Origin of the sequence: Paenibacillus sp. DS2015 (assembly GCF_050433705.1) — a bacterium.
In the GTDB taxonomy this organism is placed as follows: Bacteria; Bacillota; Bacilli; order Paenibacillales; family Paenibacillaceae; genus Paenibacillus_AQ.
Map to the genome: position 1 here is coordinate 192,867 of NZ_JBNPWS010000001.1, position 13,455 is coordinate 206,321.

Annotated in this window: 11 protein-coding genes; 2 read left to right on the top strand and 9 right to left on the bottom strand. The window is 42.4% G+C overall.

Annotated features, from left to right (window positions below; genetic code table 11):
• Window positions 1-76 precede the first annotated feature (76 nt).
• The gene (locus J2T13_RS01085) at window positions 77-649 is read right to left on the bottom strand and encodes a xanthine phosphoribosyltransferase (RefSeq protein ID WP_429367510.1); all 573 of its coding nucleotides are present in this window, start codon (window positions 647-649) and stop codon (window positions 77-79) included.
• A gap of 149 nt (window positions 650-798) precedes the next feature.
• Here J2T13_RS01085 and J2T13_RS01090 point away from each other — a divergent pair, with 149 nt between their 5' ends.
• Window positions 799-1,827 (top strand): YkvI family membrane protein, encoded by a 1,029-nt coding sequence (locus tag J2T13_RS01090; RefSeq protein WP_429367512.1) that lies wholly within the window; start codon window positions 799-801, stop codon window positions 1,825-1,827.
• Here the strand turns inward: J2T13_RS01090 and J2T13_RS01095 are convergent.
• From J2T13_RS01095 to J2T13_RS01105, 3 genes are read right to left on the bottom strand one after another with little or no spacing between them, the layout of a single operon-like run.
• Window positions 1,802-5,002 (bottom strand): AAA family ATPase, encoded by a 3,201-nt coding sequence (locus tag J2T13_RS01095; RefSeq protein WP_429367514.1) that lies wholly within the window; start codon window positions 5,000-5,002, stop codon window positions 1,802-1,804. The genes J2T13_RS01090 and J2T13_RS01095 overlap by 26 nt on opposite strands.
• Entirely contained in the window at window positions 4,999-6,303 is a 1,305-nt protein-coding gene (locus J2T13_RS01100) for a metallophosphoesterase family protein (protein WP_429367516.1), read from the bottom strand. The genes J2T13_RS01095 and J2T13_RS01100 overlap by 4 nt, the downstream gene beginning before the upstream one ends.
• Complete coding sequence (locus J2T13_RS01105) at window positions 6,303-7,442, bottom strand: glycosyltransferase family 4 protein (RefSeq protein WP_429367518.1); 1,140 nt, start codon at window positions 7,440-7,442, stop codon at window positions 6,303-6,305. The genes J2T13_RS01100 and J2T13_RS01105 overlap by 1 nt, the downstream gene beginning before the upstream one ends.
• A gap of 202 nt (window positions 7,443-7,644) precedes the next feature.
• Between J2T13_RS01105 and J2T13_RS01110 the strand changes: the two genes are divergently transcribed.
• Window positions 7,645-8,697 carry a GGDEF domain-containing protein gene (locus tag J2T13_RS01110; RefSeq protein ID WP_429367520.1) on the top strand — a complete coding sequence of 351 codons (1,053 nt, stop codon included), beginning with the start codon at window positions 7,645-7,647 and terminating at the stop codon, window positions 8,695-8,697.
• A 204-nt stretch (window positions 8,698-8,901) separates the two neighbouring features.
• On the opposite strand, the gene J2T13_RS01115 is transcribed toward J2T13_RS01110, so the two are convergent.
• From J2T13_RS01115 to J2T13_RS01135, 5 genes are all read right to left on the bottom strand, one after another.
• Complete coding sequence (locus J2T13_RS01115; RefSeq protein WP_429367785.1) at window positions 8,902-9,702, bottom strand: Cof-type HAD-IIB family hydrolase; 801 nt, start codon at window positions 9,700-9,702, stop codon at window positions 8,902-8,904.
• A 33-nt stretch (window positions 9,703-9,735) separates the two neighbouring features.
• Complete coding sequence (locus J2T13_RS01120) at window positions 9,736-10,488, bottom strand: pseudouridine synthase (RefSeq protein WP_429367522.1); 753 nt, start codon at window positions 10,486-10,488, stop codon at window positions 9,736-9,738.
• Window positions 10,485-12,020, bottom strand: a complete 1,536-nt coding sequence (locus J2T13_RS01125; RefSeq protein WP_429367524.1) for an RsmB/NOP family class I SAM-dependent RNA methyltransferase — start codon at window positions 12,018-12,020, stop codon at window positions 10,485-10,487. Before J2T13_RS01125 ends, J2T13_RS01120 begins: the two co-directional genes overlap by 4 nt.
• Window positions 12,021-12,178: 158 nt before the next feature.
• Entirely contained in the window at window positions 12,179-12,649 is a 471-nt protein-coding gene (locus J2T13_RS01130; RefSeq protein WP_429367526.1) for a DUF309 domain-containing protein, read from the bottom strand.
• The gene (locus J2T13_RS01135) at window positions 12,639-13,451 is read right to left on the bottom strand and encodes a GTP pyrophosphokinase (RefSeq protein WP_429367787.1); all 813 of its coding nucleotides are present in this window, start codon (window positions 13,449-13,451) and stop codon (window positions 12,639-12,641) included. The genes J2T13_RS01130 and J2T13_RS01135 overlap by 11 nt, the downstream gene beginning before the upstream one ends.
• Window positions 13,452-13,455: the final 4 nt, after the last annotated feature.

Consider the following 13,455-nt stretch of genomic DNA (forward strand, 5'->3'; position numbering starts at 1 on the left):
TCTTACTTTTATTATAAGCTAAAAATATGAAGCTGGAAAGTCAATATCCAAAAATGGGCATGACCCACACTACACATTAATCCGCAAAAGTTATCGTGCCATTCTCTAAAGATTCTATTCGTACAAGGGATTCCAGTCTGATTCCTTGTTCACGAATGGTACGCGCTCCCGCTTGAAAACATTTCTCCACTACAATACCAACACCCACTAATTCTGCCCCAGAACGCTCAATAATTTTGATCAGTCCACGAGCTGCGTCACCGTTAGCAATGATATCATCAATGAACAGCACGCGATCTTCACTATTCATAAATTGGCGTGATAACATAATATCCGTCACAATTCCTTTTGTAAAAGACGGAACACGTTCACAGAGGGCATCAGGGTCTGCGAGAAGCGTCTTTTTGCGTCGTGCAAACACTAATGGCACCCCCATCGCAAAAGCTGTAGCAAAGGCAACTGCAATGCCTGATGATTCAACGGTAACTACACGAGTCACGCCTGACTCAGCGAACAACGATGCAAATTCTTTACCCATTGTCATCGTTAATTGTGGATCCACTTGATGATTTAATAAGCCATCCAACTTCAACACTTGATCGGATACCACTACGCCTTCTTCTATAATTCTTTGTTTTAATATTTCCATTTATTTGACCTCCCAAGCCAATCCTTTGACGTTAAAGTACCATAAATAAAGCCTATTCATCAAGTACTCTGGACATGTTATAGTCATGTCCCACCCTTATTGAACATACCTTGTACTAATGTGAAGCATTAGTATCAAGGAGGAAAAGTATGAAGAACACCGTTCGGGTAATGCAAATTGCCTTTACTTACATAGGAACCATCGTTGGTGCAGGATTTGCAACTGGCCAGGAAATTCTGCAATTTTTCACCCGATATGGGAAGTGGGCTACACTAACCATCATACTCTCCACCTTTATTTTCATATGGCTGGGAACCAAGATGATGATCATTTCACGCCGAATCCGCGCCAAATCTTACGAGGATCTTAACAAACATTTATTTGGCGACAAACCAGGAGAATATATTAGCTTAATTATGCTTGTCCTCCTCCTTGGCGTGAATAGCATTATGCTTGCTGGTGCCGGCTCAGTATTCGTACAACATTTAAATATGCACTATCAGACTGGTCTCATCCTAACACTCGTTGGTACTTATTTACTGTTCAGCCGCGGCATCAATGCTATTCTACAAATGAATAGCCTTGTCGTCCCCATGATGCTCAGTTTGTCTCTACTTATTGTCTTTAGCACGATGAATATGCCAAATGCGGATCAATTCATAACTTTAAATTCCGATCATAGTTTAGCCATGACTTGGATGGCCCCTCTGTTGTACACTGCTTTCAACCTCATTATGGCCCAAGCTATACTTGTCCCACTTGGAAGCCATACAGAGAGCATAAGTGTGATTAAATGGGGAGGCGTCTTAGGTGGCCTTGGCGTTGGGTTTATGTTGATGGCTGCTCACTTTGCCATGTCGGCTCATATGCCTGGGATCATGCAGTACGAGATTCCAATGGGAAGCATTGCATTTCAACTAGGAAAAGTTGTGCAGTTAATCTATGTACTGCTCATATTCCTTGAAATATTCACAACTTTTGTGGCTGACATTTACGGCATCACATTACAGTTGCAGCAACGTTTGTCTGTTTCACCCAAACTCATTTGCGTCGCGATCATGCTTATCTGTTTTCTACTGAGCCAATTAGGATTTAGCTATCTACTATCCATCTTGTATCCACTCTTTGGTGTTCTCGGCCTTATATGGTCCATTAAGTTGATGATGATAAAGAGATAATCTGAGCTGCAGGTAGAATTCTATGAATATGTTCCAGTACATAGCGATGACAAGTCATCATCATAATTTGCCTAGAAGCAGATATTTCTTGAAGTATAGACAGAGCTGCAATCATTCTCTCCTCGTCAAAATTGACAAAAATATCATCAAACAGAATGGGTACAGTTGTCTTAGAGTCCATCGTACTAGTCAAAGCGAAGCGCATGGCCAAATACATCTGCTCGGCTGTACCACGACTCAATTTACCACTATCGATTAGGCCCGCATCTCGATGCTCCGCAAGGAGCTCCTTTTCACCCATTTTCATTACGATTCGTGTATATTTCCCACCCGTTAACCGTTCAAAATATGTCGATGCAAGCTTCAGTACCTGTGGCTGTTTCTCTTCTTCATAGATATGGCGAGTTCTTAAGATGAGCTCGGAACAGATGGACATAACGGCATATTCAATAGTAATGTTCTTTAACGTGGTTTTCTGTTCTTCTAATTGTTGTAGAATGGTGTCATGTAAGCATAGTTGCTCCAATCGATCACGTTCCTGAAGAAGTCTCCCGCGTCTCTGCTGTAGTTCATTCCACGAGGATTCCGCCTCATTCACCAGTGCCTCACCATGTCGACAAGCCTGCTCCAATTGTACACTGTCCATGGATTTCAGTAAGGTGATAACCTCCGCTCGACGTTCATCATCCATCCCACTAAACATAACAATCTCCCATTGAAGCATACTGCGTGTCAACTCATCCATTCGCTGATGAATTGCCCCTCGTCGTAGATAATCCTCACCGTTGTCACTTTCACTTATCTTAAGCAAATTCATCATAAGAGAAGACACTCGATGTAGTTCATCAACTACCTGAGCACATTGTTCTTCTATCGGCTCTAACTTGGACTGTAATTTATCACGTCCACGCATCATTTCCTGCTGTTCAAGCCACTCTTGTTTCTTCAGTTCTACCCATGCAATAGGGGATAAGGTTAAATGGTCGGCGCCCTCTGGTAGCAATCGGGTACAATCCGTCTCAAACTCAAGACAATCCTGCTCTAATTGGGCTTCTTTCCTTCGTACCTTGTCTAACTGACTTAATAATTCCATCCCGCGCTCAGCCAATCCAAACATATCTAGAACAGCCTCAGGAGATAAATGCTCTGCTAAAGATCTATCCCGTAGCCAACTCTCCCACTGCAATTGGAGTTGTTCAAATATTTGTTCTTCTTTCGACATCCGCTCTTCCACTCTAGTCAGTTCGAGAGATAGACTTTCTACCCGTTCATGACATATCTTCTGTTCTCCCAATAGCTCGTCCATCTTTCGATGCCATAATTGCCACATCTCCATCACTTGGCGCAATTCACGTATACCAATTTCCAATTCTCTTGCGTTAAAGGATTGTTTCACAGATGCATCAGTGGAGGCAGCACTCCAAGGTTGGGTTACAAGTTCCTGCATCAGTTTAACAATACGCTGCTCCTCGGCTGTTGTACCGGAGGTAGAAATATATTTCCCAGTACGCCCAGAACGTGGACTTCCCTTCTTCTTGGTTAATCTTTTCACCATGAAAAATATATCAACCACGAGCAGTAACGCTGCAACAGTCATAGCTCCTACAGTCGATCCATCCATCCATAAGATGATAGGTACCAACACCGTTAATACGCCACTTCCCCATAGTAACTGCGTGAATAGTTGCTGTATCCGAAGCTGGACAGTTATTTCACTCTCTTCGTGTCCTTGTGAGACAAGCTGTAATAGATGATTCTCACGCCAACGTTCCACTTCAGTCTGTAACTCATTCCAACGTCCAGTAACTTCATGTCTATTGTATTTAATCATCATCGTAAATTGGCTTCGTCCAATGTCCATCTGTTCTTTATAGGCATTTCGAGCATTGCGATATTCAGCATCTGCCACATCACGCCGTCTCTGTACTTGCTGTAGTTCGAGCCCTAAGCTCTCCATTCTACGATCATAGCCTGCAAATCCAGTCGCATACCGGCGTACGCTCTCACGTTCACCAATTGCGCCAGAGAAGCTCTCCAACTCAACACTAGTCCACTTTGGATTCATTTGACGTATAAGGTACGTTACACGTTCATCCAAAGCCTTAGCCTCAGCCTTTGTCTCATGGAGCTCTCTTGACTTAGCCTCATAAGATTCTACCCTACTACTAAGCCGTTCAATATCTAATCCTTGTTCCTCAAGCTGATTATTACCCTGTAAACCCATTAACTTCTCTATCAGTTCTTCACGAACTCTTGTTAATTGAAGTTGACTCACCTTTAGTGCATCGTGTTCTGTACTAAGAGATTGCCAACGATATATGCCTTCTTCAGGAAAGGAAACAACCCTAGGAAGTTTAGATCGTTCCGCCTCTGCTTCGGTCCAATCTATCCACATGGGACGGATTCCCTCCGCTTTCCTCAGTAACTGAAGCTGGTTAATGGGTTGATGACGAACAAGCTCCTGAGCTACTATTCGCTCTTCTATTTGTTCTAGCGCTATAGCATTCTCATTATATTGTTGAAGTGCAGAACGACTCTCCGCGATCTGTTTCTCAAGTTTCTCCATAGATTGCAGCACTTTAGCACTCTCTTGCACACGACCCTTAGGCTTATATAACTTCTCCATATCCTGCATTAGCTTTCGTTCTGCTCTGACAATCTCACTGCCACCACCAATGCCTGCATGGAATAAATAACTGCTCATTTCTTCCGATTGTAGCGTACGAATCTCCTGCAATTCAGTTAACGATATGGCGAACAATTGCGTGAACATTTCCCGGGACATACCGCCAAGAAGCATACGCTCCATATCCTGTTGTGTTAGCTGCTGTACGGACCCATCTGGATCCGTTCTCGTGATGGATACCTTCTCGCCTCTGTTCGCCTGCGTCCCCCCTCCATCTACAGGTGTCGTAAACCTAGAGATCGTCCATTTACAGTGATCTCCATCGCTTGCTGTCAATACACCGCCGTGAACACCACCTGAGAGAGGTTCATATCTTTCTGTTGGATAGGATCGACTCGGAATACCGAATAACATGGCACGAACGAATTGAAGTATTGTACTCTTACCCGCTTCATTAGGTCCAAATAATACGGTGATCGGTGCATAAGTCGTTAGATCCTGTTCCTTCATACGTCCGAACCCATGAATCTGAAGTCGTTCAATTCTCATGATTTACTGCCTCCATCAGAAGCCTTGTCAAGTAATAAGACTGCACCAAGTTCACCCGCACGATGCAACCAATCCAGCCTTTCCTGCTCCGTACTGTCATTTAATATTCTGCGTATCTCCCTATTTCCCATGAGTGGAGTCAGCGCCTTATGAAGAATATCTTCAGCAGAATCCACCTGTACAGCTTCGTCGACCAGACGTAACATTTCACCAAGAAAACTATCTTCCTGCATAAGCACATCATAATTAATCTCTATACCAGATTGTAAAGAAAAGCCCTCAATCCAGACCAGACCTCCGAATTGCTTATGCTCTGCTCTTGTGGTCTCCTTGCGCCTCAGTTCTTCCTCAAGCTCATCGGCTAGGTATCCATGTTCAAGAGCACGGTGAATTTGACCTCTACCTGTGATCGTGAATCGTACGATGCTCATGTGTTGTGGTCTAAGCGTCCTAATTAGCTCTATGCGCTCCTCCACCTTAATCCTCCAAGCATCCTCACTCTCGATTCCATCAATCGCTATTTCTTCTCGAAACCAGCGAACACGATCTAATTCATGAAAAGTCATGTTCAGAGAAGAATCATCCTTCACTTCCACCACATAACAACCCTTAGCTCCAATCTCCTTAATACTTCTTCCTTGAATATTTCCTGGGTACACGATATGTGGAGACTCCTGAATAATCGCCCTTTGATGAATATGCCCAAGAGCCCAGTAATCGTATCCTAATGCGCTCAATTCATGACGAGTACAGGGTGAGTAGGTCTCATGTTCCGGATCGCCATCCAGATTAGCATGATGAATCGCAATATGGAACAAGGAAGATTCCTTGTCCCTAATAAAGCGTAAAGCTGTATTCTCTGTCACTTTAGACGTTGGATAGGATATCCCACTCACTACAGCTACTTCTTGTTGATCGCTACGCCTTTTGGCTATGAAATGTTCTACTTCAGGACCGAATACGTGCACATGATCACCATGTTTACTATGAAGCCTTAGACCATCTAATGGATCATGATTTCCATGAATTAGATAGATATGGATACCCTGATTCCCTAACTGGTCAAATGCAGCTTGAAGCGATAACTGCGCTCGTAATGAGCGATCAGCTGCATCAAATACATCTCCACTAACAACTATAAAATCTACCTGTTCTGTAATGGCTACCTCCACTAATTGAGTCAGTCCGCCAAAAGTTGATTCTCGTAAATGATGGCGGATACTATCGGACAATCCCTTCATTCCAGTAAACAGACTATCAAGATGAAGGTCCGCGGTATGTATGAACCGAAAGGGGACCATTAGCCTTCACTCTTCCCGTTTTCAAAATGCAGATATTCTTTTTTGAATTGATTCACGATATGCGATAAAGAATATTCACTCTTTGCTTTCTCAAAAGCAGAACGAGCTAATTCATATCTGTAAGAAGGATCATTTATCATCTTTTCTAATGCCTCACTAAGGGCTACATAATCTTCTGGAGCAACGAGTAATCCGTTAACACCATCCACAATTTGCTCAGGAATCCCACCAACCTTGGTTCCAACAAGTGCTAAACAACTAAGTGCCGCTTCTGCAAACACCGAACCAAACGCCTCCGCTCTTGAAGGCAACACAAATATGTCAAAAAACGGCATAAATTCTTCTGGATGCAGTGTATATCCATAAAATATCGTTTCATTGTATATCCCCAGCTCCTGCGCTAGCGCTTCTAATTCTGTACGGAATGGACCGTCACCAATAATATGCAATACATAATCATGGCCCCGAGCCTTGAGTTCAGCACAGGCTTTAAGTAGAATATCAATTCCTTTAGCAGGAACAAGCCGACAGACGGTAACTAGCTGTGTCACTTCATTCTCATGCGGAACTGGCTTAAATCTTTTCTCGTCAAAGCCATTCGGGATTACCCCAATTTCCTCAGGAACACTCACGTAAGATGATAAATAGCCAGCAAAAGATTGTGACACTGTGAGCAAACGTTCACTTTTCAATTCTAACTCACGATAAAGAGACACTAAAAATTGGTGCTCAGGGCCATTCTCCTGAATGAGTCCATTTAGAATCAATTCACGCTCATAACTGGAGTGAATGGTTTGAATGAGAGGCGTTTCAGGGAATATTTTCTTTAGAGCAAGTCCCGCAATCGGATGATGGGCATGAATAAGATCGTAGGATTTCTGAATCCGCATTCTACTCCACCATAGATAATCTCTATAAGTCTGAACATATTTTTGCACTATAGGACTGTCTTGATAAAGGGTCCAATCAAACGTGTCGAACACTATCTCCTCGCGCCCCTTATTTCGAAGTCGCTTAGGAATCCAGAATAGTTCCATCTCCCAACGATCAGAACTGAAACGCTCCTGCATATAAGGGATCATGGAGGACACACCACCGGGTTGTTCAGGTGGAAAGAAAAGTGCTTGTAACAATTTCATGAATAGTCCCCTCTTTCTATGAAGTCTTTCCTTTTTACGAATCTTTGAGATTATGATATATTAGAACATATGTTTCAAGCAAGAAAAGTTAGCCTACTATTTTACAATTAACCTCTTTGAAGAGCGAGGAATGACAATGTCGGGAATTGCCGCCGCATGTAGTTTATACATAGTACTCATCATGACCTTTATGTGTCTCATTATGTACAGCAATCAGCGCAAAAAGGCTTACCTCAATATGATTATAGCTTTTCTCTTTATTATGACATACGAAGGACTGAACATCCATTTTACACTTTTTCAAAATATGGGATCTGTGAGTTATTACCTATGGGCACCTAGGCTACAAGTTTTTTCTTTTCTATTACTGAACGTCTCCGTCTATCAGCTCTACCGTCGTATGCGAGTTAAAGGTCATATGCTTCTTGGGTTGATGATATTACTACTTATTATTCCACTCTTTTTAAAAACAGTGCTTCCCTTTGATACGTCATCTTGGCAGATGATATATTTAGATTTTTACCAATCTGCCATTATTATCATGGGCCTCATCATTATTTATCCTCGCATACGGCAACGAGGGAAATATCTCCTAGGAACCATGATTTATTTACTCTGGATTATTACGAATATTACCATCCGTTATATGGACAATGACGCTGCATGGCTTCAGATTCCTCATTTATTTCTACCTCTTATCTACTACACAGTGATTTTCCTCATTTTATTTGAGAGGATCATTGAACAGATGCAATCGATTTACCGTTCATCCATTACAGATGGATTAACGAACCTATATAATCGACGTTTCTTTATGAAGAATGTTAATCGTTATGTAGAGCAAGGTGTGAAAGTTTCTGTTATCTTTTGTGATATCGATAATTTCAAGAAGTTGAACGATACCCAAGGACATGCTAGAGCTGACGAAGTGTTGAAGCAGGTATCGGCTATTATTGAGGAAGAGGTATCTGAGTTAGGACTTAGTGGTAGATATGGTGGGGAAGAACTTGTTGCAGCTTTGGTCGACAAAAGAGCGAAGGTCAGTCAAGTAGCAGAAAGTATTCGCGCTCGGGTTGAAGGCGAAACCATTGTAACCATTAGTGTTGGCCACAGCAGTTTACGTAAGAATATCACAGCTGATGAACTCATTACTCAAGCAGACCAAGCGATGTATCGCTCCAAAACAACGGGGAAGAATAAAGTGTCGTCCTTTCATGCCCCTTCGTCTAAGAAAGACGACTCCATCAGTACTTGAACAACAACTATACTGACGACAGATGACCGCTACGCGGACAGATTATCCTAACGATCGCTGTTGACCCAGATTTGGCATCGTATCACATACCATTAAACACGAAAAAATGGCGTGCGAAGACTGTTGCCAGTTCGCACTCCATTTTCCATATCAATGTTAATCTTAAACCTCAAAATCAAATCCTTCTAGCTGGAAATATAAGCACTAAGACAAGCAATACTTAGTAAGTGCTGCATGGACACCATTATCATTATTAGATAATGTTGTTTCATCGGCAGCTGCCTTGACTTCAAGCGGTGAATTCTCCATCGCGATTCCTTTGCCAGCATAGGTAAGCATCGTTATGTCGTTGAAGTAATTACCGATCGCCAGAATTTCCTCTTGTTGTATGCCTCGTTTAGAAGCCAGCATTTTCAAAGCATTCCCTTTGGAGGAATCTGGGTGCATAAGATCAATAAAGTACTCGCCACTCCGGAGCATATTGAAATCATGGCTCCAGGTGCTTAGTTCTTTATGAGCGTCATCTATCACCTTAGATTCTCCAAACATTGTAAACTTCACAATAGGAGCTTCGAAATCAGCCCATGCAGGTAAATTCAGTGGTAATGTTAAGTAGTTCTCATACATACTTCGAACTTCAACCGGCAATCCTTCCACACTATCAACATACATTTCAAAGGCTGTGCTTACGTCAAAATGAATACCTTGACTCCGACAAAAATGGATATAAGGATCAAGCCCAATAGGATTCATTGGAAATTGGTGTACAATTTCTCTTGTCGTTACTTTGGCAGTGGCTGCTCCATTATGACTAATCACGTAACCCTCTAGACCCAAATTTTCCATAAAAGGAATCGAATTTTGCGGTCCGCGACCTGTACATAATATTATTTCAGCACCGCGACTAGCTACCTCTTTGACAGTCTCCATCGTCTGCTTGCTAATCTCATGATCATCGTTTAGAAGTGTTCCATCTATATCTAATGCAATCAATTTATAATTCATATGCTCTCCATCCATCCCTTGTCACCTATTTATCTATATATTTTTCCCTAACAAAGACAGTTCCTCATCTGTTAATTCACGGTATGTCCCAATCTCAAGTTCGGGATCTAGCATCAGTTCGCCCATCTGAACACGCTTGAGGTAGACTACTTGCTTACCCACAGCTTCAAACATGCGCTTCACTTGATGAAATTTTCCTTCATGAATGGTTAGCGATATATAGGACAGTATATTTGAATCCTGTGTCTCCTTGCGCACAACAACCAATTCTCCAGGAAGCGCTACATAACCGTCGTCAAGAGTAACTCCCGTGGCGAACAACTCGATATCTTGGGGAACTACATCCCCAGCTACGATGGCCTCATATATCTTCGGAACGTGTTTACGAGGAGATAATAGCTCATGAGCCAGTTTGCCGTCATTCGTAAGTAACAATAAACCTTCGGTATCTTTATCTAAACGTCCTACAGGAAAAGGCTCAAACGCAGCATCATCGATGCTCAGTAGATCCAGTACCGTAGGTTCACGCTTATCCTCTGTTGCCGATATGACACCTGGCGGCTTATGCATCATAAGATAAATAAATTGTCTATACTGTATTCTCTCGCCATCCACTTCAATTAAATCTGCATATGGATCGACGTGTAATCCACTATCCTTAGTGATACTTCCATTGACTGTAATGATGCCCTGCTTGGCCATTCTTCGAATATCACTACGCGAACCGCGGCCAAGATGAGCCAGTATTTTATCAAGCCTTTGCGTCTTTCTGATTCCACCGCTCATACGGATGTCCACCTCCAACCCACTGGGTATTCATTCTTAAGTATCCCATTCTGCCATTTCCCCCAGCCTGCGGAATATCCATCTATACAGATCAGAGCATATCCCTTCGTTGTAGCTCCTGTTGTACAGATCACACGTTCCTCGCCTATCTCGAGTGTTTCACCCTTTAAATACTTTACAGCCTCACCTGTCTTAGATGATAAATCAATGACCCGAACACACTCCGAAGCATGGAGCGCTGTAGCTAAAGGATGTCCCGGTATAAATCTACCATTCTTCATGAAGCCCATATTCCAACCCGGTCGAATCACTTTTAACTTATCTAAAGCTCCATGAGGTAAAGACGATTGATAAATATGTTGACCATAGACAATGGTATAACCTTCAAGCACAACAGATAAGTGTTCCTTCATGAATTGATGATAGGCTGTAAGGACCTCTGCTTCAGAAGAAGCCTCGCTCCCGCGTTTAAGTGCTCCTCGATCTTGTCTCGTACCCTTCTTACTCTGCTTAAGGATAGATGGCTCAACCACATGCTCAGGTTTAGATTCGTATAGAGCATGGCCTTCAGCAGTAGGTTCTCCATCATGTTGTAGCACTGCCATGAAATGTCCTTCTCCTTGAATCTTGTGGGGCCATAATCGAGCTGTACCTTCTACTTCATCCCAGATTTCATCACTGATGGACTGTTGAGCTTGCATCTGATCTCTTGTCCAAGCTGTTTCACCAGTAGCAAAGTATTTTGTCGTCCCCCCCACTGGAATCACATGAAATTCAGGATGTCCATTTAGGAACTCGGCTATCATACCTTCATTCTCCTCAGGTGAAAAAGTACATGTTGAGTATACAATTCTTCCTCCCGATCTTAACATAGATGCCGCAGCACGTAGAATATCACGCTGCATTCCAGCATATTTCTCGGGCGATTCTTCTGTCCACTGCTTGACCATATCTTCGTCCTTACGGAACATGCCCTCACCAGAGCAAGGTGCATCGATCAATATCTTATGGAAAAATAGAGGAAACTTATCTCTAATGTGATCAGGATGTTCATTGAGTACAATGGCATTACGCACACCGTACAACTCCAAATTTTTGGCAAGTGCCTTGGTTCGTTCTGAATTCAGATCGTTACTTACTAGCACCCCTTGTCCTTGTAGCTTGGCAGCAATCTGTGTCGATTTCCCGCCTGGTGCAGCACATAAGTCTAAGACTAACTCTCCAGGCTGAACATCTAAAAGCTCTACCGGTGCCATGGCACTCGGTTCCTGAATGTAATAGAGCCCTGCATGATAATAGGGATGTAATCCAGGTCTTGCACCTGCTTCAGTATAAAAACCACTCGGACACCATGGAATCGACTGCAGTTTAAAAGGTGTCAACTTGAGCATGTCCACCACCGATATTTTCAAAGTGTTAACACGAATTCCCCCAATAGGGGTCTGATCATAAGATTGTAAAAAGTCATCGTACTCGTCTTTCAGAATGGATTGCATCCGTTCCTTAAACGTTAAAGGTAACTGTAGAGCCATATCATAAATCATCCCGTTCCTTTGTAATTATGACACCCATGGTTCATTCATTATACAATGTAACAGCTATGGAACAACCCGCTATCACCTCATAGCGGGTTGTTCCATAGCTTATAGCCCTCTTCTTCTTTTACACACGCTCATTCAGACATTAACATTCAATGCTTGCCCTCTGCATGTGGTACTTTTCCATTTCGTCTACGTTCAGGTCCCCGTCGCTGAGGTATATTAGGCTTAATTGTCTCTGCTGCGGCATTGACCGCAAGCTGAAGCTCAGGATCAACAATGATAATCGTAAGATCATAGTAAGGAAATGGAGATATTTGAAATTCCTCTAACTTTTTAGCATAGGAGCGTACCTGCTCTACCAATACCCCAAGCTCAATCCCAAGTGTCACCGGTGGATAATGTTCTAATTGGTCGGCTGCACTATGTAGCATTTTGATTCCACCAATTAAGTTGCTATTGCGAAAATGGTACAAACCTACCGCTACTTGTAGCAACCCTTTGTATAGAGGATCACGCTCTCGTTGCAGCCATAATTCTTCTAATACTTCGTGACATTCGAAGAAGTCCTGATCTCGGTTGAAGTAAACAAGATATGCAAGGTACAATTCCTCATATTTCATCGGTATTCTCACTCTTTTTGGCCACAACGACCATTTGTTTCACTTCATTGAGAAGCAATTTCATGTCATCCATATTCTGATCTTGCCATATTTGATTAAAGCGATCTTGAAATGCAATGGCTTCGTTAACCAAATGATAGAAATATAACTGGTGAATCCATGACAATACCTGTGTCATCACGTTCGAATCTTCCTCAAATTTCTTTTGAGCCTCCAGTATTTCTTCACGTATACTAGACATTTCACTATCAAGTACAGATGCCGCTTCTCCTGCTGTTTTTAATCGCTTACGAATGTTATCAGGTAGGCTCTCGCGATACTTGTAACTTAGCGAATGCTCTATCGTCGCCCAGAAATTCATAGCTAGTGTACGAACTTGGATTTCTGCTAACACAACTTTTTGTCCAAGAGCCGTCTGAACAGGATATTCTATAATCATATGGAAACTTCGATAGCCACTTTCCTTATAGTTCGTAATATAGTCCTTCTCATATAGCACCTTCAAATCTTTACGATGTCGAATATACTCTGCTACACGTCTTATATCCTCTACGAATTGGCACATAATTCGAATTCCTGCTATATCCTCGATCCCCGTCTCCAGCTGATCCATGGGAATGTTAAGGCGCTTCGCCTTCTCAAGAATACTGGATATTTTCTTAACACGACCTGTTACAAATTCAATAGGAGCATATTCCTCTCTCTTCTTTAACTCCGTACGCATCGTTTTAAATTTTACCTTTAGTTCTTCTACAGTCTGCTCGTAGGGGAACAAAAACATGCCCCAATCCCTATTATCTATTCCC

Coding starts and splice junctions, on each gene's coding strand:
- J2T13_RS01085 (WP_429367510.1), bottom strand. CDS start 649: ATGGAAATATTAAAACAAAGAATTATAGAAGAAGGCGTAGTGGTATCC.
- J2T13_RS01090 (WP_429367512.1), top strand. CDS start 799: ATGAAGAACACCGTTCGGGTAATGCAAATTGCCTTTACTTACATAGGA.
- J2T13_RS01095 (WP_429367514.1), bottom strand. CDS start 5,002: ATGAGAATTGAACGACTTCAGATTCATGGGTTCGGACGTATGAAGGAA.
- J2T13_RS01100 (WP_429367516.1), bottom strand. CDS start 6,303: ATGGTCCCCTTTCGGTTCATACATACCGCGGACCTTCATCTTGATAGT.
- J2T13_RS01105 (WP_429367518.1), bottom strand. CDS start 7,442: ATGAAATTGTTACAAGCACTTTTCTTTCCACCTGAACAACCCGGTGGT.
- J2T13_RS01110 (WP_429367520.1), top strand. CDS start 7,645: ATGTACAGCAATCAGCGCAAAAAGGCTTACCTCAATATGATTATAGCT.
- J2T13_RS01115 (WP_429367785.1), bottom strand. CDS start 9,702: ATGAATTATAAATTGATTGCATTAGATATAGATGGAACACTTCTAAAC.
- J2T13_RS01120 (WP_429367522.1), bottom strand. CDS start 10,488: ATGAGCGGTGGAATCAGAAAGACGCAAAGGCTTGATAAAATACTGGCT.
- J2T13_RS01125 (WP_429367524.1), bottom strand. CDS start 12,020: ATGGCTCTACAGTTACCTTTAACGTTTAAGGAACGGATGCAATCCATT.
- J2T13_RS01130 (WP_429367526.1), bottom strand. CDS start 12,649: ATGAAATATGAGGAATTGTACCTTGCATATCTTGTTTACTTCAACCGA.